This window comes from Phenylobacterium conjunctum, assembly GCF_042679085.1.
GTDB lineage: Bacteria > Pseudomonadota > Alphaproteobacteria > Caulobacterales > Caulobacteraceae > Phenylobacterium > Phenylobacterium conjunctum.
The window spans coordinates 1-20831 of the sequence record NZ_JBHTLQ010000045.1 but is presented as its reverse complement, the minus strand read 5'-3'; the positions used below and the strand labels follow the sequence as shown (position 1 = coordinate 20831).

Annotated in this window: 22 protein-coding genes; 14 read left to right on the top strand and 8 right to left on the bottom strand. The window is 69.1% G+C overall.

The genetic code is table 11. The annotated features are described in order from the left end of the window. Positions 1–32 precede the first annotated feature (32 nt). Entirely contained in the window at positions 33–965 is a 933-nt protein-coding gene (locus ACFQ27_RS16340) for an isopenicillin N synthase family dioxygenase (RefSeq protein WP_374346024.1), read from the bottom strand. A 72-nt stretch (positions 966–1037) separates the two neighbouring features. Next, on the bottom strand, positions 1038–2891 hold the full coding sequence (locus tag ACFQ27_RS16335) for a monovalent cation:proton antiporter-2 (CPA2) family protein (protein ID WP_374346025.1): 1854 nt from the start codon (positions 2889–2891) through the stop codon (positions 1038–1040). 111 nt (positions 2892–3002) lie between these two features. Here ACFQ27_RS16335 and ACFQ27_RS16330 point away from each other — a divergent pair, with 111 nt between their 5' ends. Together ACFQ27_RS16330 and ACFQ27_RS16325 are read left to right on the top strand one after the other, a co-directional pair. Continuing rightward, a complete protein-coding gene (locus ACFQ27_RS16330; protein ID WP_374346026.1) occupies positions 3003–3713 on the top strand; it encodes a CoA transferase subunit A in 711 nt (236 codons plus the stop codon). After that, positions 3713–4354, top strand: a complete 642-nt coding sequence (locus tag ACFQ27_RS16325; protein ID WP_377354355.1) for a 3-oxoacid CoA-transferase subunit B — start codon at positions 3713–3715, stop codon at positions 4352–4354. Before ACFQ27_RS16330 ends, ACFQ27_RS16325 begins: the two co-directional genes overlap by 1 nt. 136 nt (positions 4355–4490) lie before the next feature. On the opposite strand, the gene ACFQ27_RS16320 is transcribed toward ACFQ27_RS16325, so the two are convergent. Further along, entirely contained in the window at positions 4491–5129 is a 639-nt protein-coding gene (locus ACFQ27_RS16320; protein WP_377354354.1) for an NrsF family protein, read from the bottom strand. Then, positions 5126–5647, bottom strand: coding sequence for a sigma-70 family RNA polymerase sigma factor (locus ACFQ27_RS16315; RefSeq protein WP_377354364.1), 522 nt, complete (start codon positions 5645–5647; stop codon positions 5126–5128). Before ACFQ27_RS16315 ends, ACFQ27_RS16320 begins: the two co-directional genes overlap by 4 nt. 200 nt (positions 5648–5847) lie before the next feature. Between ACFQ27_RS16315 and ACFQ27_RS16310 the strand changes: the two genes are divergently transcribed. The 6 genes from ACFQ27_RS16310 (at position 5848) to msrA (ending at position 9135) form a co-directional block, all read left to right on the top strand. Continuing rightward, positions 5848–6117 (top strand): BufA1 family periplasmic bufferin-type metallophore, encoded by a 270-nt coding sequence (locus ACFQ27_RS16310; RefSeq protein ID WP_377354353.1) that lies wholly within the window; start codon positions 5848–5850, stop codon positions 6115–6117. Positions 6118–6184: 67 nt separating this feature from the next. Further along, positions 6185–6487, top strand: a complete 303-nt coding sequence (gene bufA1, locus ACFQ27_RS16305) for a BufA1 family periplasmic bufferin-type metallophore (RefSeq protein WP_377354352.1) — start codon at positions 6185–6187, stop codon at positions 6485–6487. Positions 6488–6489: 2 nt separating this feature from the next. Next, a complete protein-coding gene (gene bufB, locus ACFQ27_RS16300; RefSeq protein ID WP_377354350.1) occupies positions 6490–7323 on the top strand; it encodes an MNIO family bufferin maturase in 834 nt (277 codons plus the stop codon). Next, on the top strand, positions 7316–8074 hold the full coding sequence (locus tag ACFQ27_RS16295) for an HvfC/BufC family peptide modification chaperone (RefSeq protein WP_377354349.1): 759 nt from the start codon (positions 7316–7318) through the stop codon (positions 8072–8074). The genes bufB and ACFQ27_RS16295 overlap by 8 nt, the downstream gene beginning before the upstream one ends. Then, a complete protein-coding gene (locus ACFQ27_RS16290) occupies positions 8071–8502 on the top strand; it encodes a DoxX family protein (RefSeq protein ID WP_377354348.1) in 432 nt (143 codons plus the stop codon). Before ACFQ27_RS16295 ends, ACFQ27_RS16290 begins: the two co-directional genes overlap by 4 nt. A 60-nt stretch (positions 8503–8562) precedes the next feature. Further along, complete coding sequence (msrA, locus tag ACFQ27_RS16285) at positions 8563–9135, top strand: peptide-methionine (S)-S-oxide reductase MsrA (RefSeq protein WP_377354362.1); 573 nt, start codon at positions 8563–8565, stop codon at positions 9133–9135. On the opposite strand, the gene ACFQ27_RS16280 is transcribed toward msrA, so the two are convergent. Beyond that, positions 9110–10657, bottom strand: a complete 1548-nt coding sequence (locus tag ACFQ27_RS16280) for an ArnT family glycosyltransferase (RefSeq protein ID WP_377354346.1) — start codon at positions 10655–10657, stop codon at positions 9110–9112. The two genes, msrA and ACFQ27_RS16280, sit on opposite strands and share 26 nt — an antisense overlap. A gap of 200 nt (positions 10658–10857) precedes the next feature. Between ACFQ27_RS16280 and ACFQ27_RS16275 the strand changes: the two genes are divergently transcribed. The 4 genes from ACFQ27_RS16275 to ACFQ27_RS16260 all read left to right on the top strand — a co-directional run bounded on the left by ACFQ27_RS16275 (position 10858) and on the right by ACFQ27_RS16260 (position 15827). Further along, positions 10858–13278, top strand: a complete 2421-nt coding sequence (locus tag ACFQ27_RS16275) for a TonB-dependent receptor (RefSeq protein ID WP_377354345.1) — start codon at positions 10858–10860, stop codon at positions 13276–13278. 130 nt (positions 13279–13408) lie between these two features. Continuing rightward, positions 13409–14416, top strand: a complete 1008-nt coding sequence (locus tag ACFQ27_RS16270; protein ID WP_374346045.1) for an agmatine deiminase family protein — start codon at positions 13409–13411, stop codon at positions 14414–14416. Further along, on the top strand, positions 14416–15294 hold the full coding sequence (gene aguB, locus ACFQ27_RS16265; RefSeq protein ID WP_374346047.1) for an N-carbamoylputrescine amidase: 879 nt from the start codon (positions 14416–14418) through the stop codon (positions 15292–15294). Before ACFQ27_RS16270 ends, aguB begins: the two co-directional genes overlap by 1 nt. Next, a complete protein-coding gene (locus tag ACFQ27_RS16260) occupies positions 15294–15827 on the top strand; it encodes a GNAT family N-acetyltransferase (RefSeq protein ID WP_377354343.1) in 534 nt (177 codons plus the stop codon). Before aguB ends, ACFQ27_RS16260 begins: the two co-directional genes overlap by 1 nt. A 94-nt stretch (positions 15828–15921) precedes the next feature. On the opposite strand, the gene ACFQ27_RS16255 is transcribed toward ACFQ27_RS16260, so the two are convergent. Both ACFQ27_RS16255 and ACFQ27_RS16250 read right to left on the bottom strand, forming a co-directional pair. Then, positions 15922–16728 carry an acid phosphatase gene (locus ACFQ27_RS16255; RefSeq protein ID WP_377354342.1) on the bottom strand — a complete coding sequence of 269 codons (807 nt, stop codon included), beginning with the start codon at positions 16726–16728 and terminating at the stop codon, positions 15922–15924. Between the two features lie 58 nt (positions 16729–16786). Further along, positions 16787–17665: a MaoC/PaaZ C-terminal domain-containing protein gene (locus tag ACFQ27_RS16250; protein WP_374346050.1), complete on the bottom strand. Its 879-nt coding sequence runs from the start codon at positions 17663–17665 to the stop codon at positions 16787–16789. A 206-nt stretch (positions 17666–17871) separates the two neighbouring features. Here ACFQ27_RS16250 and ACFQ27_RS16245 point away from each other — a divergent pair, with 206 nt between their 5' ends. Next, positions 17872–18672 carry a SapC family protein gene (locus ACFQ27_RS16245; RefSeq protein WP_374346052.1) on the top strand — a complete coding sequence of 267 codons (801 nt, stop codon included), beginning with the start codon at positions 17872–17874 and terminating at the stop codon, positions 18670–18672. A 10-nt stretch (positions 18673–18682) separates the two neighbouring features. Here ACFQ27_RS16245 and ACFQ27_RS16240 read toward each other — a convergent pair whose 3' ends face one another. Continuing rightward, positions 18683–19075 carry an acyl dehydratase gene (locus tag ACFQ27_RS16240; RefSeq protein WP_374346054.1) on the bottom strand — a complete coding sequence of 131 codons (393 nt, stop codon included), beginning with the start codon at positions 19073–19075 and terminating at the stop codon, positions 18683–18685. 122 nt (positions 19076–19197) lie between these two features. Here ACFQ27_RS16240 and ACFQ27_RS16235 point away from each other — a divergent pair. After that, positions 19198–20831: protein-disulfide reductase DsbD family protein (locus tag ACFQ27_RS16235; protein ID WP_377354341.1), on the top strand; the 1634-nt coding region annotated here is incomplete at its 3' end.

Sequence of the window (20831 nt, the reverse complement as noted above, 5' to 3'; positions counted from 1 at the left end):
ATTTCCGTGGCGAACCTTCGCCGTCCGGCAACCTACAGGAGTTTGATCTCCCGCAGGCGCTCGCGCAGGAACTCGTCGGCGGTGATCGGGGTCGGGTAGCGGTCCGGACGCTCAGGGCCTGCGCAGGTCGGCAGGGTCTTGATCAGGTAGTCCGGATTGAAGTGCAGGAAGAAGGGCGTCGAATAGCGCGGGAAGCCGCGACGCTCCGGCGCCGGATTGACCACCCGGTGCGTGGTGGACGGCAGGACATGGTTGGTCAGTCGCTGCAGCATGTCGCCGATATTGATCACCAAGGCGCCCGGCGGCGGGCTGATCGGCAGCCAGGATCCGTCCTTCTTCAGGACTTCGAGACCCGCTTCTTCCGCGCCGAGCAGCAGGGTGATGACATTGATGTCCTCGTGCGCGCCGGCCCGGATGTTGGGGCCATCGAAGGGCGCGGGCGGATAGTGCAGCAGGCGCAGGATGGAGTTGCCGTCCTGAACGGTCGGGGCGAAGAAGCCGCGATCCAGGTTCAGATAGCTGGCGATGGCCTCCAGCACCTTCACGCCCATGGCGTCGAGGGCGTTGAACAGCCAGGCGACGTCGGCGTGGAAGGCGGGAACGTCCGAGGGCCAGACATTGGGCGGCATGATCCCTTCGTACCTGTGGCCCGGGGCCAGGTCCCGGCCCATGTGCCAGAACTCCTTCAGGTCGAAGTGCTCGTGGTTCTTGGCGGTCTCGATGCCGAAGGGGGTGTAGCCCCGCTGGCCGCCGGTCCCGACGACATAGGCCTTCTTGGTCTCCTCCGGCAGGGCGAAGAAGGCCTTGGCCGCGGCGATGGCGGCGTCGATCCGGGCCTGGTCGAGGCCATGGTCGGAGATGACCGCGAAGCCGTAGGTGGCGAAGGACGTCCCCAGCTCCTGCGAGAAGCCGGCGAAGTCGGTGGCGAAATTCCGGAACGAGACCGGCTGGATGCTGTCGCTCATGGGCGAACCCCTACACCTGAGACGGGCCTGTCTCCAGACCTGGATCAAATTCGGGGTGTGGAGGATGGGGCTCTAGGAAGCCTTGGCCGTCTTCGGGGCCGTCTCGTCCTCGTCGTCCAGATCCATCTGGTCCAGGTCGGCGCGGAGCAGGCGGTCCATGGTTTCGGCGGCGTCGCGGCTGGCCAGGATGTAGCGGTCCTCGCCCCAGACCGGGGCCAGGCGCTCGAAGGTGGCGATGTCGTGCTTGCGGAACAGGCTGGCGGCCTTGGTCGCCCGGCGGGTGGAGAAGCCCAGGGCCTTCAGCGCGCTCTCGCCGAACTTGAGGCTGCCCTCGAAGGTCTCGCGCTCGATGCCGTCGGCGCCCTTGCGCAGCAGGTCATAGGCGTGCCGGCGGTCGAAGGCCCGCGCCAGGATGGTCAGGTGCGGGAAGGCGTCGCGGGCGGCCTCGACGATCTCGACGGCCCGGTCCTGGTCGTCGATGGCGATGAGCAAGAGCTTGGCCTTTTCGGCGCCGGCGGCGCGCAGCAGGTCGAGGCGGCCGGCGTCGCCATAGTGCACTTCGCGGCCGAACCGGCGCAGCAGCTCGATCTGCTCGATGCTGGAATCCAGGGTGACGGTGGGGATGTCGTTGGCCAGCAACAGGCGGCTGACGATCTGGCCGAAGCGGCCGTGGCCGGCGACGATCACCTGGGGCGCCTCGTCAAAGGCGGTCTCCTCCGGCGCGGCGCCTTCGGCGACCGAGCGGTTGAGGACGAAGCGGGCGTAGAGCGCAAAGGCGATGGGAGTAAGCGCCATCGACACGGCGACGACCGCCGACAGCAGCTTGCCATACTCGGCGGGCAAGATCCGGGCGCCGACGGTGAAGCTGATCAGGACGAAGGCGAACTCGCCGCCCTGGGCCAGGGCCACGGCGCTGACCCCGGCTTCGGGGCGGGTCAGGCCCAGCGCCCGGCCGGTCAGGTACATGGCCACCGCCTTCAGCCCCATCATGCCCAGCACCAGGGTCAGGATCAGCAGCGGCTTTGACATCACCACGTCGAAGTCCAGGCCCGCGCCGACGGTGATGAAGAACAGGCCCAGCAGCAGGCCGCGGAACGGCTCGATGTCAGTCTCCAGCTCGCGCCGGAACTCGCTCTCGGCCAGCACCACCCCGGCCAGGAAGGCGCCGAGCGCCGGGGACAGGCCGACCAGCTCCATCAGGGCGGCGACGGCCACCACCAGCAGCAGGGCGAAGGCGGTGAAGATCTCGCGCAGGCGGGCGGCGGCGATGAAGCGAAACACCGGGCGGATGGCGTAGCGGCCGCCGAACACCACCGCGGCGATGGCGGCCATGGCCAGGCCCGCCTGCTGCCAAGCCGGCAGATCGGCGATCCCGCCGGCGTGGGTCGCGGCCTCCGCCGCGGCCGGATGCACGGCCAGCAGGGGCAGGATGGCGAACAGGGGGATGACCGCCAGGTCCTGGAACAGCAGCACGCCGAACACCGCCTCGCCCACAGGACCCTGGCGCAGGCCGCGCTCCTCCAGGTTGGCCAGCACGATGGCGGTGGAGGACATGGCCAGGATCAGGCCGGTGGCGAGCGCCGGCTTCCAGCTCATGCCGAGAGTGAGGGCGCCGGCGCCAACGGCGATGGCGGTGAGGGCCAGCTGGCCGCCGCCAAGCCCGAAGATCGCGGTCTTCATCCGCCAGAGCAGGGCGGGCCGCACCTCCAGCCCGATCAGGAACAGGAGGATCACCACGCCGAACTCGGCGAAGGTCATGACGTCGTGCGCCTCGCCCACCAGGTCGAGGACAAAGGGTCCGACCAGGACGCCGGCGATCAGGTAGCCCAGCACCGAGCCCAGGCCCAGCCGCTTGGCGATGGGCACGGAGATGACCCCGGCGGTCAGGTAGACCAGGGCCTGGATGAGCAGGTCTTGTCCGTGCATGGGGTCGGAGATCCTTTGGCGTCGCCGGGACTATGCCCGAGTTCGCGGGGGGTGGGCGCGATTTACGTAAGGGAGGTTTTCAAATGCTGCAGTGCGGCGTAATCAGATGGCATGGCTGACAAGGTTCGCAAGGATGCGGTCGAGGCGCTCTCGGGGCTGCTGTTCGACGGCATGACCATCATGGCCGGGGGCTTCGGCCTCTGCGGCATTCCCGAAAACCTGATCGCGGCGATCCGCGACACCGGGGTCAAGGACCTGACGGTGATCTCGAACAATTGCGGGATCGACGGGTTTGGCCTCGGCGTCCTGCTGGGCGCCGGCCAGATCCGCAAGATGATCAGCTCCTACGTGGGCGAGAACAAGCTGTTCGCCGAGCTTTACCTGTCCGGCAAGCTGGAGCTGGAGTTCAACCCGCAGGGCACGCTCGCCGAGCGCATCCGGGCCGGCGGGGCGGGCATCCCGGCCTTCTTCACCAAGACCGGGGTCGGCACCCTGGTGGCCGAGGGCAAGGAAGTCCGCGAGTTTGATGGCGAGCTCTATGTGATGGAGCGCGGCCTGACCGCCGACCTGTCGATCGTCAAGGCCCACACCGGCGACGCCGAGGGCAACCTCGTCTATCGAAAGACGGCGCGGAACTTCAATCCGATGATGGCCACGGCCGGCAAGGTCTGTGTCGCCGAGGTCGAGCACCTGGTCCCGGTGGGCTCCATCGACAAGGACCACATCCACACGCCGGGCATCTATGTGGACCGTATCCTTCAGGGCGCGTCCTACGAGAAGCGGATCGAGCAGCGCACGGTGCGCGCGCGGGAGAGTGTCTGATGGCCTGGACCCGCGATGAAATGGCGGCCCGCGCCGCCGCCGAGCTGCGCGACGGCTTCTATGTGAACCTGGGCATCGGCATCCCGACCCTGGTGGCGAACTATATCCCGCAAGGCATGAGTGTCACCCTGCAGTCGGAGAACGGCATGCTGGGCATGGGCCCGTTCCCCTTTGAGGGGGACGAGGACGCCGACCTGATCAACGCCGGCAAGCAGACCATCACCGAGCTGGCGAGCTCGTCCTATTTCAGCTCGGCCGACAGCTTCGCCATGATCCGCGGCGGGCACATCGACCTCAGCATCCTGGGCGCCATGCAGGTGGCGGCCAATGGCGACCTCGCCAACTGGATGGTGCCGGGGAAGATGGTGAAGGGCATGGGTGGGGCCATGGACCTGGTGGCCGGCGTCAAGCGGGTGGTCGTGGTCATGGAGCATACCGAGAAGTCGGGCGCGCCCAAGCTGGTCAAGGCCTGCTCCCTGCCGCTGACCGGTGCGGGCGTGGTGGATATGGTGGTCACCGACCTGGGCGTCTTCCAGGCGAACCGCGGCAAGACCCCGGTGACCCTGACCGCCCTGGCCCCCGGCGTGACCGTGGACGAGGTGCGGGCCAAGACCGAGGCCGCGTTCGAGGTGGCGGTTTAGTCCCACACCGGTGTCATCCCGGCCGAAGCGCAGCGGAGAGCCGGGACCCATAGGCGCGGGGCGATCCGGAAAAATCTGTGTCTATGGGTCCCGGTCTTTCGCTGCGCGAAAACCGGGACGACACCCGTTGTTGCGCCTAACGCCAGCGCAGGGCCCAAGGCCCCAGCACAGCGCCGATCACCACTGGCGCGCTGATGCCCAGGCTGTACCAGACCGCCACGAAGGGCATGGTGCTCTCAGGGCAGTGCAGGCCGTAGACTACGGCGGCGACCCCGCCGGAGAACAATCCCGCCGCCGCGCCGGCCAGGACCAGGCGGGTGGGGGCAAGCCGGCGGACCACGACCAGGGTGGCGGCCAGGATCGGCAGGGACAGGGCCAGGATATTGCGCGGGCAGACCCGCCAGGACTGGCCCATCAACAGCGGCATGCGGTCCTCCGCCGGGGTGATGAACCAGCGCACCAGGGCGGCGAGACAGATCAGGCCGAAGACGACCAGGACGAAGGTTACGCCCTTGCGGCCGGAGCCGGCGGGACGGGCGAGCTGATCCACGCACCAGAAACCGCCCAGGGCGATCAGGGCCGCATAGATCGCCTTCATCCAGAACATCGGCTTGGCGAAGGCGGCCGGATAGTCGGGCCGGAACCCCAGCCACAGGGCGACCAGGGCGAAGGCGACCACAGCACCCGCGCCCGCCGCCCCGGCCAGGCGGGGGCGGACCCCGGCGGCGGGGGCCACGTCCAGGCTGAGCGCCTCGATCAGGTCGTCGGTCTTCACCCGCGCTCCTTGTCGTCGCGCCCTTTCAGGGCGAATTCGGTCAGGGCCTTTAGGGCCCGGTGCAGGGCGACCTTGGCCGCGCCTTCGCTGATCCCGGCCCGGGCGCCGGCCTCGGCCAGGCTCAGGCCCTGAAGCTTCACGTCACGCACCAGCTTCTGCTGCCGATCCGGCAGGTGCGCAAGCACCCGGTCGAGATCGCCGCGGGTCTCCGGCGCCTCGGTTTCCGGCGCGGCCAGGAAGTCGGCCAGGTCGTCGAGAGGCTCGTGCTTCCGCGTCCGGTTGCGCCGCCAGTGATCGATCAGCTTGTACTTGGCGATGGCGTGGGCCCAGGCCGTGAACGGCTGGGCCGGGTCGTAGGTCATGCGCCGGCGGTGCACCGCCAGAAGGGTTTCCTGCACCAGGTCCTCCACGTCCGCGCCGCCATCGAGCCTGCGGGCGAAGAACATCCGAAGCCGCACGCTGAGCAGGGCCAGCAGCTCGCGCCAGGCGGCGGCGTCGCCGGCCTGGCCGCGCAGCATCAAGGCCTTCAGGCGGTCCTCGAGGTCTGCGGCCACGCGGGCGAGTCTCCATGAGTTCGGGGGGAACGGGCCAAAGGTTACACGACTGGCCGCCGAAAAAAATATCGAGGGTCTGCGTAACCTGAGCCGCGCGGCTTGCGAACTGGGTCTGTGAGCGCCGCCGGACGCGGCCCTCCTGCCAACCTAGAGGAACGACCCAGATGAACGCGATCAAGACCACCCTCGCCGCCACCGCCCTCCTGGCCCTGACCGGCGGCGCTGCGCTCGCCGCCGACAAGCCGGCCGCCACGGAGAAGTGCTACGGCGTGGCCATGGCTGGCCACAATGACTGCAAGGCGGGGGCGGGCACCACCTGCGCCGGCTCGTCCAAGGTCGACTATGACGGCAAGGCCTTCAAGGAAGTGGCGAAGGGGACCTGCGTCACCATGAAGACGCCCAAGGGCATGGGTTCGCTGACCCCCAAGGCCTGAGCCTGATTGCGGCGGGCCATAGCCGGCCCGCCGCGACTCTCCTTCCAGACGACCCCGGGAGATCTCCATGACCCCCAAGACCCTCGCCCGCGCGGGCCTCGCCGCCGCCGGTCTGCTGGCGCTCAGCGCCGGCGCCGCCCAGGCCGGTCAGATGGCCCGCCTGGCCCAGATTCCCAAGCTGCTGACCACCGAGCGCTGCTACGGCGCGGCCCTGGCCGGGCACAATGACTGCAAGGCCGCCGCCGGCGCCACCTGCGCCGGGACCTCCAAGGTCGACTATGACGGGAAGGCCTATAAGCGGGTGCCCAAGGGGACCTGCGTCACCACCAAGACGCCCCACGGCATGGGCTCCCTGACCCCCAAGGCCTGAACGTGACCCCCTCCGCCCCCACCGCCGGGATCGGCCTGAAGCCCCAGCACTATGAGGCCGCCCTGGACTGCGGGGCGGAGGGGCTGTGGTTCGAGGTCCACCCCGAAAACTACATGTGCGCCGGCGGGCCGCGGCTCGCCTGGCTGGAGGCGATCCGGGCCAAGCATCCCCTGTCCCTGCACGGGGTGGGGATGTCGCTCGCCGCCGATGAGGCGCCGGATGCGGCGCACCTGGCGGCGCTGAAGGCGCTGGTGGACCGGTTCGAGCCCTTCGTGGTCTCCGAGCACCTGGCCTGGTCGAAGCGGCGGGGCGCCTATGCGCCGGACCTCTTGCCGTTTCCCCGCACCCGAGAGGCGCTCGCCCGCATCGCCGACAATGTGGGCCGGATGCAGGATGTCCTCGGCCGTCGGGTGCTCATCGAGAACCCGTCGCTCTATACGCCGCTGAACGGGCACGACCTGGCGGAGGTGGAATTCCTGGCCGAGCTGGTCCGCAAGACCGGCTGCGGCCTGCTGGTCGATGTGAACAATGTGGCGGTCAGCGCCCACAACCTCGGCTTCGATGCGCGGGCCTATCTGGACGCCCTGCCAGCCCAGGCGGTGGGCGAGATCCACCTGGCCGGCCACGAGGCCGATGCGACCTGCGACCTCCTGATCGACACCCATGGCGCGCCGGTGGCGGAAACGGTGTGGAGCCTCTACGCCCGGCTGATCGAACGGATCGGGCCCCGGCCCACCCTGATCGAGCGGGACGACAAGGTCCCGGCCTTCGCCGAGCTGATGGCCGAGCGCGACCGGGCCCATGGCCTGCTGGCGGGAGCGCTGGCCCATGTCTGAGCTGTCCCTGTTCCAGGACGCGTTCTCGGCCGCACTGGCGGGCGACGACGCCGCGCTTGCGCCCTGGGGCGCCGAGCCCGCGGGGGTGAGCGTCTATCGCAACACCGTGGCCAAGGGCTGCGCCGACGCCCTGGTCGCCAACTTTCCCGCCGTGGCCAAGGTGACGGGGGAGGCCTGGCTCAGCGCCGCCGCTGTCCGCCACGCCGCAGAACGACCGCCGGCCAAGGCCTCGCTGCTGGACCACGGCGGCGACTTCGCCGACTGGCTGGAGGGCTTCGCGCCCGCCGCAGCCATGCCATTCCTGGCCGCTCTCGCCCGGCTCGACCGGGCCTGGGTGGAGGCGCACCTGGCCGAGGACGCCGCGCCGCTTGAGGCCGCGGCCTTTGAGGCCCTGGGCGCGGAGGACTTCGCGGTCACGGCCCCGACCCTGCATCCGAGCGCCCGGCTGTTCACCTTCGACGACGGCCTGGCCGAGCTGTGGCTGGCCCTGCGCGCGGAGCCGGCGTCGGAGGCCCTGGAGCTGGACGATGCGCCGAGCGCCGTCCTGGTCCTGCGTCCACGCCTCACTGTCGAGACCCTGTCGCTCAGCCCTGGCGGTGCCGCCTTCCTGGCCGCCTGCCGGGCGGGCCAGAGCCTGGCCCAGGCGGCTGAGGCCGCGCTGACCACTGAGCCTGGCCTGGACCTGGCCGGCCTGTTCTCAACCCTTATCGCCGCCGGCGCCTTCGCCGGCTTCACGGATATCCCAGCATGATCGCCCAGACCTATGGCCGCCTGACGGCGCTGACCCAACGCATCCCCGAAGACCTCATCGCCCTTGTGGCCCGCCTCGGCGTGGCCGGGGTGTTCTTCCAGTCGGCCCGGACCAAGGTCGACGGCCTGATCCACATCACCGACGGGACCTATACCCTGTTCCGGGAGGAATATCACCTGCCGCTGATCCCGCCGGACCTGGCGGCGCATCTGGCCACCTATGCCGAGCACCTGTTCTCGATCCTCCTGGTGCTGGGCCTGTTCACGCGGGCCTCGGCCCTGGCCTTCTTAGGCATGACCCTGGTGATCGAGATCTTCGTCTATCCCGACGCCTGGCCGACCCACCTGAGCTGGGCCGGGCTGCTGATCTATCTGATCGCCCGGGGCGGCGGACGTTTCGCCCTGGACCGTCTGCTGCGCCTGGATTGAGATGGCCGCATCCCTTGTAGCCACGCCCGCGTAACCTCACCGAGACCGGAGACCCCCATGATCCGCCGCCTGATGATCGTCACGCTTGCCGTCGCCGGGGCCGCGAGCGCCGCCTCCGCCGCCGGCCCCTACAAGACCGCGATCTTCGCGGGCGGCTGCTTCTGGTCGGCCGAGCACGACATCGAGCACACCCCCGGCGTCAAGGACGTGGTGGTGGGCTATTCCGGCGGCGTCCGGAAGAACCCCACCTACGAGAACCACGACGGACATTTCGAGGCGATCCGGGTGACCTATGACCCGGCCAAGATCAGCTATCCGCAGCTGGTCGACGCCTTCTTCCACAATATCGATCCCACCGACCCGGCGGGGCAGATCTGTGACTACGGCCCGTCCTACCGCACCGCGGTGTTCGTGGCCGACCCGGCTGAGCGCAGCGCCGCCGAGCAGGTGAAGGCCAAGGTGGCCAAGATCCTGAAGAAGCCGGTGGCCACCGAGATCCGCCCGGCCATGACCTTCTGGCCGGCCGAGGGCTATCACCAGGACTACGCCCGCAAGAACCCGGTGAACTACAACGCCTATCGCGTCGGCTGCGGGCGCGAGGCCCGGCTCAAGGCTGTGTGGGCAGGCCGGTGACCGGATCGCGCGGCCGGGGCGCGAAGTCCTGGCCAATGAAGGTCTCGATCCGGCGCCGGCGCTTCTTGTCCAGCATCACCGAATTGATCTCTCGATCCGAGACGGCGCGGAAGTCGGCGGCCAGTTCGTCGCGATAGACCAGCTCCAGGCTGGCGGCGAGCACGCGGCGGCCTTGGGCGGGGGTCAGCGGGGCGGTGGTTTCGGCCTGGTTGTTGGGATGGGCTTCGCGCACCCACATCCTCAGGGGCGGCGCGCCCGGCGCCTGGAAGAAGTCGCGCCCGTAATAGCCGGCGGCGTTGAACAGGAAGCGGTCGTCCACGGCGACAGCGGTCAGGCCGGGATCGACACTGGCGCGCTCGACAATGGCGTGGACGGTGGCCTCCCAGCCCTTGGCGCGCTTGAAGGCGTTGGCCAGGCCGATCTTCTCGGCGAAGGGCTGGGACAGGACGCAGGCCAGGAACAGGCCGGCCAGGGCGCCCTGGCTGACGATGGCGGCCAAGAGCCAGCCCTTGGCCCGCCAGCGCATCAGCCAGGCGGCCACCAGGATCGCGCCCGCCACATAGGCCGCGCCGGACCAGTTGGCGTTGGCCCGGCTGATGAAGGCCTGGACGCTGACGATCAGGAGCGGCGGCAGGGCGAAGCACATCAGGGTCAGGTCGGCCTCGGTCAGCCGTCGGCGCCAGGCCAACAGGACCGAGCCGCCGATCAGCACGGCGAAGGGGATCGGCCCGAACACCCCGAACTGCGAGCCCAGGAACTGACCGAGCTCGGCGAAATTGAACAGCTGGCGGCCGCCCCAGGCGGCGTTGTCGGCGGTGTGCTTCAGGGTCTCGAAGCCGTGGGTGGCGTTCCAGATCAGGTTGGGGGCCAGGATCAGGGCGAAGGCGCCAAGCGCCGCGGCGGCCGCGGGCAGGGTCCAGGCCTTTCGGGCCTGGGCCGAGATGACGAGGTGCAGGACAAGGCCGGCGATGGCGTAGACCGCCGCGTATTTCGACAGGAAGCCCAGGCCCACGGCCGCGCCAAGGCCGGCCGCCCAGGCCAGCCTGGCCCGCGCTTCGGTCGCCGCCAGCAGCTCCACATAGGCCAGCAGCGACAGGGCCAGGAAGAACAGCAGCGGCGCGTCGGTGGCGATCACCAGCGAGGACAGCTGGATGGCGGGCGTCAGGGCGTAGAGGGCGGCGGCGGCGAACCCGGTGGCCGCGCCATAGAGTCGGCGCCCGATCCCGAAGGCGGCCAGAGTCACCCCTAGGTGGAACAGGGGCGCGGCCAGGCGCACCCAGGGTTCAGAATCGCCGCCCAGATGGGTGGTGGCCCAGATGACCCAGGCGATCATCGGCGGCTTGGAAAAATATCCCCAATCTAGGGTGCGCGACCAAACCCAGTACTGGGCTTCGTCCGGATAGAGCTCCAGCCTGGTCGAAAAGAGTGCGACAAGTCGAACCACGGTCAGGCCCGCCGCGATCCACAGCGCGCCGCGCCATTCGGCGCTCAATCCCTGTACGGATAAAGGCTTGCGGCTCAAGCAGGGCTCCTTCGCAGGCGCGGACCCTGTCCCGGCGCGGCCCACCATGCAAGGGCCGATGCGTGGCATTTGCGCAGCAGTGTTACAACTCCTTACGACCGTTACAAAAGCGTCACCAACACCCGTCAATTCCGCGCTATAGGGGCGCCACTCGGGGGGCCCTGGGCAGGCGTCCCCCCGGCTCGATGGAGGGGATCCACATGAACATCGTTTTCCGGCGCGCTCTGTGCGCCACCAGCGCGCTGGCGGGCATGGTGCTCGCGACCAGCGCGATGGCCCAGTCGACCGGCACCGCGGTCGTTGAAGAACTGGTCGTCACCGGCCAGGCCACCCGCAGCCTCGACGGCATGGTGGCGGTGGAAGAGCCGAAGGCGCGCTCGACCATCAGCCAGGAGTTCATCTCCACCCAGACCCCCGGCGCGACGGTGCTGGACACCATCAACCTGCTGCCGGGCGTGAACTTCACCGGCAACGACGCCTTCGGTTCGGCCGGCGGCGACATCACCCTGCGCGGCTTCGACAGCCAGCGCATCGCCCTGATCCAGGACGGCATCCCGCTGAACGACAGCGGCAACTACGCCGTCTATCCGAACCAGCAGCTGGACGGCGACCTGATCGAAAAGGTCGACGTGAACCTGGGCACCACCGACGTCGACAGCCCGACCGCGGCGGCCGCCGGCGGCACCATCAACTACATCACCCGCAAGCCGCAGGACGAGTTCGGCGCGCGCTTCGACCTGGGCGTCGGCTCTGAGAACTTCCGCCGCATCTACGGCGTGATCGAAACCGGCAAGGTCGGCCCCTGGGGCACCAAGGCCTGGGCCAGCTACAACCGCGCGACCAACGACATCTTCAACGCGCCCGGCAAGATCGACAAGACGCAGTACAACGCCCGCATCTATCAAGAGCTGGGCGACAACGGCGACTTCGTCAGCCTGATCGCCAACTACAACGTCAACCGCAACAACTTCATCCGCCGCATCACCCTGGCCCAGTTCCAGCAAGGCGTGAAGCTGCCCTACGACGCGGCCTGCGCCCGTCCGACCCCGGTGGCCGGCACGATCCAGAACGAAGCCACCTCGGCGACCGGCTTCACCGCCGCCTGCGCCAACTATGTCGGCAACAACATCAACCCGTCGAACACCGGCAACCTGCGTGGCCAGTCGCTGTTCCACCTGACCGACAACCTGGTCCTGACCATCGACCCGGCGTTCCAGTACGTGATCGCCAACGGCGGTGGCCGGACGATCATGCCGGAAAACGACCCGCAGCTGCGCTCGCCGACCGACCTGAACGGCGACGGCGACACCATCGACCGCGTCCTGGTCTACTGGCCGAACACCACCAACACCCGCCGCTACACGGTCAACTCGTCGTTGATCTGGAAGTTCGCGGACGGCCAAAGCCTGCGCGCCTCCTACACCTACGACTACGCTCGTCACCGTCAGACCGGCCAAGCCAGCCTGTTCAGCGCCGGCGGCGACCCGGGCAACGTGTTCGGTGGTAAGGATGGCTACGGCCAGGCCATCAAGCTGTCGGACGGCTCGATCCTGCGCCGCCGTGACCGTCAGTCCTTCGCGACCCTGAACCAGATCGCGGTCGAGTACCGTGGCCGTTTCCTGGAAGACAAGGTGCTGGTGAACCTCGGCGCCCGCGCCCCGTTCTTCAAGCGTGAGCTGAACCAGAACTGCTATATGCGCGACACTTTCAACGCCTACTGCACCAACCAGGTGGGTACGGTCGTGGTCGGCTCCAACGACGGCGCTGGCGTGCCCTTCGTCACCTTCCCGGCCGGCTCGCAAGTGCCGAGCGCCGCGACCCTGTGGGGCCAGCCCCGCAAGATCGAGCGCAAGTACGACAAGGTGCTGCCGAACGTCGGCGTGTCCTATGACATCGGCGACCACGAGCAGGTCTATCTGAGCTACGCCCAGACCCTGTCGGCGCCGCGCACCGACGACCTGTACGATCGCAACGTGGTCAACCCGCAGCCGGAAGTCGCCGACGCCTATAACCTGGGCTGGCGCTGGACCTCGCCGACCCTGCTGGTCTCGGTCGACGCCTGGACCAACAACTTCAAGAACCGCGTTGAGCGTCAGTTCGATGAAGCGGCCGGCATCTTCTATTCGGTGAACGTCGGCGAAGTGAAGCTGAAGGGCGTTGACGCCCAGCTCAGCTACAAGCCGGAGGACTATCTGTCCTTCTACACCTCGCTCTCCTACGTGCAGTCGGAGATCCAGTCGAACTTCCCGAACGGCGCCGGCGGCGCGATCCTGCCCACCAAGGGCAAGTCGCTCTACGAAGTGCCGAAGCTGCAAGGCGCGACCCGGGTCAACTGGGACATCACCGACTGGGCCAGCCTCGGCGTCCAGGGCAAGTTCGTCGGCAGCCGCTGGACGAACCTGACCAACACCGAAAAGGCTCCGGGCTACGCCCTGTGGGATCTGGACCTGCGCTTCAAGCTCGATGACATCGGCATGGAGAAGGCCTACCTGCAGTTCAACGTGAAGAACCTGTTCGACGAGAAGTACCTCGCCGACATCTCCACCAACACCAACGGCACGGCCCAGTTCCAACCGGGCTATCCGCGGGCGTTCGTGGCGACCCTGCACGCCGAATTCTAATCGCCGCATAGCGATCTAGAGCTTTGGGGGCGGCCCGGCGACGGGCCGCCCCTTTTGTTTGGGTGCTTGACGTCGCGGTCCGCACCGCCCATCTGCGCCCCTCTTCGCCCCGCCCCTCCAAGGAGCCGCCATGACCCTGACCGTTCCCGCCGAATGGGCGCCCCACAAGGCGATGTGGCTGGGCTTTCCGAGCCATGGCGAGCTGTGGGAGGACAATCTCGAGCCGGCCCAGGCCGAGGTGGCGGCCCTGGCCCGCGCCCTGGCGGGTCCCGGCGGCGAGCGGGTGCGCCTGCTGACCGGCTGCGACGAGGGCGAGGCCGCGGCCCGCGCCCTGCTGGGCGATGTGACGGGGGTGGAGATCGTCCCCGGCCGGTTCGGCGACATCTGGCTGCGCGACACCGGGCCGATCTTTGCGAAAGGCCCGCACGGGCCGGTCGCTCAGGCGTTCCGCTTCAATGGCTGGGGCGGCAAGTACGTGCTCGACCACGACGACGAGGTGGCCGGCCAGATCGCCGTGGCCTCTGAGACGGCCATGATCCTCAACGACTTCATCCTGGAAGGCGGGGCCGTGGACCATGACGGCGCCGGCACGATCCTGACCACCGGCCAGTGCCTCTTGAACCCCAACCGCAACACCGGCTGGACCGAGGCGGTGGCCGAGGCCGCGCTCGCCCAGTCGCTGGGCGCGCGTAAGGTGGTCTGGCTGGGCGAGGGCCTGGAGAACGACCACACCGACGGCCACGTGGACAACCTGGCCCGCTTCGTCGCGCCCGGCGTCGTGGCCTGTCCCATGGGCTTCGGCCGCGGCGACGTGAACACGGAAGCCTATGATGACGCCGCCCGCCGCCTGGCCGCCGCCCACGACGCCGAGGGCCGGCGCCTGACCGTCGCGCGCATCCCGTCGCCCGGCTGGATCGAGGGCGGCGAGGGCGGGGCCGCGCCGGCCAGCCACATGAACTTCATCATCGCCAACCGGGCCGTGATCATGCCCATCTATTCGGAGGGCCAGGCCAGCGACCTGGCGCTGCAGGCCCTGCAGGCCCTGTTCCCGGACCGGGCGGTGATCGGCCTGTCCTCCAACGCCGTCCTGTCGGGCGGCGGCTCGTTCCACTGCATCACCCAGCAGGAGCCTGCCTGATGTCCCGCACAATCTCGGTCGCCGCCCTGCAGACCCACTATGGCGACGACCTGGCTGACAATATCGCGCGCACCGCGCAGCTGATCCGCGAGGCCGCGTCCAAGGGCGCCCAGGTGATCCTGCCGTCGGAGCTGTTCCAGGGCCCCTATTTCTGCGTGGCCCAGGAGGAGCGCTGGTTTGCGCAGGCCCATCCGTGGCGCGAGCATCCATGCGTGACGGCGCTGGCGCCCCTGGCCGCGGAGCTGGGCGTGGTGCTGCCGATCTCGATCTTCGAGCGCGAGGGGCCGCACTATTTCAACAGCCTCGTGATGGTCGACGCCGACGGCGCGCTGATGGGCGTCTATCGCAAGAGCCATATCCCGGACGGCCCCGGCTATATGGAGAAGTACTACTTCCGGCCCGGCGACACCGGCTTCAAGGTCTGGAACACCCGGTTCGGCCGCGTGGGCGTCGGCATCTGCTGGGACCAATGGTACCCTGAATGCGCCCGGGCCATGGCCCTGATGGGCGCCGAGGTGCTGCTCTATCCCACCGCCATCGGCTCCGAGCCGCATGACCCCAGCCTGGACACCGCCCTGCCGTGGCGACGCGCCATGCAGGGCCACGCGGTGTCCAACGTGATCCCGGTGGTGGGCGCCAACCGCACGGGCTTCGAGCCCTGGGATGGCTATCCCGGCGGCGGCCAGGGCTTCTATGGCTCGTCCTTCATCGCCGACCACCGGGGCGACCTGGTCTCTGAGTTCGGCCGCGACGACGAGGGCGTGCTGACGGCCACCTTCGACCTGGACTTCCTGGCCCGCCACCGCGCCGCTTGGGGCTTCTTCCGCGACCGGCGCACCGACCTCTACGGCGCGCTGGCGGGTCCGCGGCCGGCCTGATGATCGAGACGCCTCGCCTGATCCTGCGTGGGTTCCGCGACGCGGACCTGGATGACTTCGCGGCGGTCAACACCGACCCGCGCGTCTATGCCTGGCTAGGCGGCCCCATGGACCGGGCGGCCAGCGACGCCATCGCGGCGCGCATCAACGCCCACATCGACGCGCACGGCTTTGGCCTGTGGGCGGCGGAGCTGAAGGCGACGGGGCGGGTGATCGGCTTCATCGGCCTCGCGCGGGTCGAGGGCCTTCCGGTCAGTCCCTGTGTCGAGATGGGCTGGCGTCTCACGCCGGAGACCTGGGGTCAGGGGCTGGCCAGCGAGGGCGCCAAGGCGGCCCTCGACTGGGCCTTCGCCAACCTCGACGAGGCCGAGATCGTAGCGTTCACGGCCGACACCAACCTCGCCTCGCAGGCCGTCATGCGGAAGATCGGGATGATCCACGATCCCTCGCGGGACTTCGATCATCCGAGGTTAGCGCAGGATCATCCCTTGCGGCGGCACGTGGTGTTCGCCGCGCGGCGCCAAACGAACTGACGTCATGGCCGGCCTTGTGCCGGCCACCCATACGCGCCTGATCCTGCCGATACGGAGTTCATGGGTGGCCGGGACAAGCCCGGCCATGACGGATTTATTGGGTCGGGCAGCTGAGCCCTTCCGCCCTCGGGGCCTTGGCGAGTTCCGCCTTGGCGGCGGCGAGGTCGGCCTGGAAGCTCGCGTCGGCGTGCAGGCGCGCGACCATGGCGGCGGCCAGGGTGCGGCCGGCCTCGATGTCGGAGGGGTAGTGCACGCCGCAGATGGCGCGGCTGTCGCCCACCGCCTTGCCGGCGCTCATCAACCCGTCGGCCGCCTTAGGCTGGATCTCAGTCAGGATCAGGGCCCAGGACCAGCCGACCATGGCGTGGCCAGACGGATAGGAGGCGTTGGTGCGCATCCAGTCCTCGCGCGGCACACAAATCGGCCGATCGTCGCCGATCATCGGCCGGGTGCGGTTGTAGAAATTCTTGGCCGGGGTTCCGACGGTGCGGACGTCCAGCTCGGTCCGGTGCAGCAGCTTCCACACCGCCGGGGTCTCGCGCTCGCCCAGGCGCACGCCCAGGGCGCAGGAATAGCGCTCCAGGGCGCCGCCTTGCCAGATGTCGTTGTCCTTGATGGCCTGGGCCCAGCGGGGCGAGCCCTGCAGGCTGCGCGTCTGCTCATAGGCCTCGCGATCGGCGCGGCCGCGTAAGGAGTCCGGGGACGGCGGCGGGCCGAGCAGGGCCTTGCCGTCGATGTCCGTGGCCGAGAGATAGCCGGAAAGCTTGGTGGGGGTCGGGGCCGCCAACGACGCGTCGGCGGGGGCTTGGGTCTTGTGCGGGAAGGGCAGGGCGGCGCAGGCGCCCAGGGTCACCACCGCGACGGCGGCGAAGCCGGACAGGAGCTTGGAGGAGGAGGTCATGCCGCCTCCATAGACCGGACCCGCCGGGCTGAAAACCGGCGGGTCGCGATCATGAGGATCAGCGCAGAACGGTCAGGCCGTTCTTGATGACGGTGGCGTTGCGGGCCTTCACCCGGGCCTCGAACGAGATCTCCTTGCCGTCCTTCCACAGGTCCACCGTGATGGTGTCGCCCGGGAACACCGGGGCCGAGAACCGCGCCTGGTGCGAATAGATCTGGTCCGGGTCGAAGTCGGTGATCGCCTGCAGCACCGCGCGGCAGGTGATGCCGTAGGTGCACAGGCCGTGCAGGATCGGCCTCGGGAAGCCGGCCCGCTTGGCCACGTCCGGATCGGAGTGCAGCGGGTTGCGGTCGCCGTTCAGGCGATAGAGCAGGGCCTGGTCCTCGCGGGTGGTGAAGTCCACCGACAGGTCAGGCGCGCGGGTCGGGACGGCGTGCGGCTCGGGCGCGCCTTCGGAAGGGCCGCCGAAGCCGCCGTCGCCGCGGGCGAAGGTGGACCCGGTGAGGGTGGCGACCTTCTCGCCCTTCTCGTCGGTCCAGACGGTCTCGTTGATGATCACCGCGCCCTTGCCCTCGCCCTTGTCATAGGCGCCGATGGTGCGGCCCTCGGCGGTGAAGGTCCCCGAGGTCGGCAGGGGCTTGTGCAGTTCGACCTTCTGCTCGCCATGGACGACCATCAGGAAGTTGATCTGGCTCTGGCGGTGGCCAGGCGGCATGTCCGGGGCGGGACCGGCGCGGCCGGCGCCCGAGGCGAGCACGGTGGCGGCCGTCGGAATGACCTTCAGGCCCTTCTCATAGACGAAGGGCAGTTCGGTCTCGTTCATGGGGTCCTGACCAAGGCCCACGCCGAGCGCGTAGAGCATCACGTCCTTGTCGCCGTAGGAAAAGGTCCGCGGGGCGGTGCGCTGGTTCAGGATGTCGGGATAAAAAATGGGCATGAAAATGCTTCCTCCAAAACGTCGTTCTTCTATGGGGAGGATTGAAGCGCCTAGGCGAGGGCCAGGCAAGCGGCGCGCGAGGCGATTTGCGGGCTTCCTTACGTTGGGCTAGAAGCGCCATCCCTGCGAAGATCGGCCGTGAGGACGGCCCGTCCGCACTCACCATCTAAGGCTCGCAAGAGCGTCCCGATCCGCGAAGGCAATACATGGCTAGCGAAACCAAGCTCACCCCCGGCGGCCAGATCTCCGGCAACGTCCTGTTCTACAAGCAGCCCGAGCCGCTCTCGCCGGAAATGCACAAGTCCCTGGGCGTGAACCGGGTCGATGGTCCCTTCGGCTTCGCCAAGGAAGGCCACGCGGTGCCGCTGGCCGTGACCGAGTTCTCCCTGGCCGCCCTGTCCAGCCCGATCATCTTCGTCGGCGACGACAAGATGCCGCTCGCCGTCATGGGCCTGAACCCCGGCGAAAACCTGTACCTGCGCGAGGACGGCATCTTCGAGGCCGGCATCTACGTGCCCGCCTATATCCGCCGCTATCCCTTCGTGTTCGCCAATGATTCGGGCGCGAACCAGATGATCCTGTGCATCGACCGCGCCGCGGACTTCATCTCCGAAGGCGGCGACCTGCCGTTCTTCAACGCCGACAACTCGCCGACCGAGTACACCCAGAACTGCATCGAGTTCTGCAACAACTACGAACTCGAGCGTCAGCGGACCAACAACTTCGTCCAGATCCTGAAGGACCTGGACCTGTTCGAGCTGAAGAGCGCCACCCACACCCCGATGAACGCCGACGGCTCCGCCGGCGAGCCGCAGACCGTGGCCGAGTTCTGGGGCGTGTCGGAAGAAAAGCTCAACGCCCTGCCGACCGACAAGCTGGTCGAGCTGCGCAACAACGGCGCGCTGATGCAGATCTACGCGCACCTGATCTCGCTGCACGGCTGGGACAAGCTGATCGCGCTGCAGATCTACAAGAACGCCGTGGCCGCCGACGCCGCGGCGGGCTGATCGGCGACGATCAGCGCGCGAAGACGGAGCGGGTCAGGCAGGAAAACACCAGCCGGCCCGCTTCATCCAACAGATCGTGCTGAGCGATGATGATCCCCTTGCCGTCGCCGACGGGATCCTTGCCCATCACCGTCATCCGGCCGCGCAGGGCCTCGCCCGCCGGCGGATTACGCACCCAGCGCAGGGCGTCGACCCCCAGGCGCTTGGTCTGGGGCCAACCCAGGGCCGCGGCGGCGTCCAGCCGGGTCCAGATCGCATAGACCATGGCGTCCGGCGCGCCGCGCTCGGCCGGCCAGCCGGGCGCGAAGGACTCGATGAAGCTCTCCAGGGCGCGGGAATCGACCCGCACCTCGCCCAGCGACACCACCTGGCCGATCTCGATGTCGTCGAAATTCGCGGGCAAGACGCCGTCTCCCTGAGCTTCCAGCTGATTCGTCGATGATGGCGGCCTCGCGCGACAAGTCGAGCGCTTTGCGGAAACCCGGCTAAGGCCCATATAGCGGCCTTGAGCCTTGGGGGACGCGCATGAAACGCTTGATCGCCAGCATGATGGGGGCGCTCGGCCTCCTGGCGTTTGCTCTGCCGGCCGTCGCCCAGGCGCCTAAGCCGCATGTCCAGGCCTCGCTGGTGGCTGACGCCGAAGGGATCTCGCCGGGCGGCACGATCCACGTCGCCCTGCGCCAGGTGATCGAGACCGGCTGGCACACCTACTGGCGCAATTCCGGCGATTCCGGCCAGGCCACCGAGATCGAGTGGAGCCTGCCCCAGGGCTTCACCGCCGGGGACATCGTCTGGGCGACGCCGGGCCAGCACATGACCGGGCCCTTGATGAACTACGGCTACCAGGACGAGGTCCTGCTGCCGATCCCGCTGACCGCGCCCAAGACCGCCAAGGTGGGCGAGGCGGTCACCCTGAAGGCCAAGGTCTATCTGCTGGTCTGCGCCGATGTGTGCGTGCCCGAGGACGCCGATGTCTCGCTCACCCTGCCGGTGACGGCGAAGCCCGCCGGCGCCGACCTGCAGTGGGGCGCCGCTATCGCCAAGGCCCTGGCCGATGCGCCCAAGCCCGCCGGCCTGAGCGCGGTGTTCGCCCCTGCCAAGTCCGGCCTGAGCCTGGCGATCACCGGCGAGGCCTTGAAGGGCGCCGACCTGGCCGGGGCCTACTTCTATCCCTATTCCCCCACCGTCCTGGACCACGCCAAGCCTCAGGCCATCGAGCGGGGCCCCGACGGCCTGACCCTGACCCTGGCTCCGCCGGCCGCGGGCTATGCGGAGGGTAAGCCGCCGACGGAGCTGGCCGGCGTTCTGGCCCTCAAGGGCAAGGCCTACGAGATCACCGCCAGTGCCGGCGCGGCCCCGGCCGGCGCCTCGGGCCTGGGCGCGCCTGCTGCGCCGGCCGCTGCGGGCAAGGCGTCCGGCGGGCTCGGCCTCGTCGCGGCCATCGCCTTCGCCTTTGTCGGCGGCTTGATCCTCAACCTGATGCCCTGCGTCTTCCCGGTCCTGGCCATGAAGGCCGCGTCGCTGGCCGGCCACGCCCATGAGCACGCCGCCGCGCGGCGCCAGGGCCTGGCCTTCCTGGCCGGGGTGCTGGCGACCTTCCTAGGCCTGGCCGGCCTGCTGATCGCGGTGCGCGCTGGCGGGGCGGCGGTGGGCTGGGGCTTCCAGCTGCAGGCGCCGCCGGTGGTGGCGGTGCTGGCCCTGTTGATGCTGGCGGTCGCTCTGAACCTGTCCGGCCTGTTCGAGATCGGCGCCTCGCTGCAGGGCGTGGGCCAGGACTTCGCCTCCAAGGGCGGGTTGGCCGGCGCCTTCTTCACCGGGGCGCTCGCCGTCGTGGTCGCCGCCCCCTGCACGGCGCCCTTCATGGCGCCCGCCCTGGGCTGGGCCCTCACCCAGGACCCGGCCTCGGCGCTGGCGGTGTTCGCCGGCCTTGGCCTCGGCTTCGCCGCGCCCTTCACCCTTGCGGCCTTCGCGCCCGCCCTCCTGGCCAGCCTGCCCAAGCCCGGCGCCTGGATGGAGACCTTCCGCCGGGCCATGAGCTTCCCGATGTACGGCGCCGCCGGCTGGCTGGCCTGGGTGCTGACGGTGCAGGCCGGCAGCGACGCCCTGGCCCGCCTGCTGGCCCTGGCCGTGCTGCTGGCGCTGGGCGCCTGGCTGGCCGG

Bases quoted from the DNA above. Each gene is read 5' to 3' on its own strand.
- ACFQ27_RS16340 (WP_374346024.1), bottom strand. From the start codon at position 965: ATGAGCGACAGCATCCAGCCGGTCTCGTTCCGGAATTTCGCCACCGAC.
- ACFQ27_RS16335 (WP_374346025.1), bottom strand. From the start codon at position 2,891: ATGCACGGACAAGACCTGCTCATCCAGGCCCTGGTCTACCTGACCGCC.
- ACFQ27_RS16330 (WP_374346026.1), top strand. From the start codon at position 3,003: ATGGCTGACAAGGTTCGCAAGGATGCGGTCGAGGCGCTCTCGGGGCTG.
- ACFQ27_RS16325 (WP_377354355.1), top strand. From the start codon at position 3,713: ATGGCCTGGACCCGCGATGAAATGGCGGCCCGCGCCGCCGCCGAGCTG.
- ACFQ27_RS16315 (WP_377354364.1), bottom strand. From the start codon at position 5,647: ATGCTGCGCGGCCAGGCCGGCGACGCCGCCGCCTGGCGCGAGCTGCTG.
- ACFQ27_RS16310 (WP_377354353.1), top strand. From the start codon at position 5,848: ATGAACGCGATCAAGACCACCCTCGCCGCCACCGCCCTCCTGGCCCTG.
- bufA1 (WP_377354352.1), top strand. From the start codon at position 6,185: ATGACCCCCAAGACCCTCGCCCGCGCGGGCCTCGCCGCCGCCGGTCTG.
- ACFQ27_RS16295 (WP_377354349.1), top strand. From the start codon at position 7,316: ATGTCTGAGCTGTCCCTGTTCCAGGACGCGTTCTCGGCCGCACTGGCG.
- ACFQ27_RS16290 (WP_377354348.1), top strand. From the start codon at position 8,071: ATGATCGCCCAGACCTATGGCCGCCTGACGGCGCTGACCCAACGCATC.
- ACFQ27_RS16275 (WP_377354345.1), top strand. From the start codon at position 10,858: ATGAACATCGTTTTCCGGCGCGCTCTGTGCGCCACCAGCGCGCTGGCG.
- ACFQ27_RS16270 (WP_374346045.1), top strand. From the start codon at position 13,409: ATGACCCTGACCGTTCCCGCCGAATGGGCGCCCCACAAGGCGATGTGG.
- aguB (WP_374346047.1), top strand. From the start codon at position 14,416: ATGTCCCGCACAATCTCGGTCGCCGCCCTGCAGACCCACTATGGCGAC.
- ACFQ27_RS16260 (WP_377354343.1), top strand. From the start codon at position 15,294: ATGATCGAGACGCCTCGCCTGATCCTGCGTGGGTTCCGCGACGCGGAC.
- ACFQ27_RS16255 (WP_377354342.1), bottom strand. From the start codon at position 16,728: ATGACCTCCTCCTCCAAGCTCCTGTCCGGCTTCGCCGCCGTCGCGGTG.
- ACFQ27_RS16250 (WP_374346050.1), bottom strand. From the start codon at position 17,665: ATGCCCATTTTTTATCCCGACATCCTGAACCAGCGCACCGCCCCGCGG.
- ACFQ27_RS16245 (WP_374346052.1), top strand. From the start codon at position 17,872: ATGGCTAGCGAAACCAAGCTCACCCCCGGCGGCCAGATCTCCGGCAAC.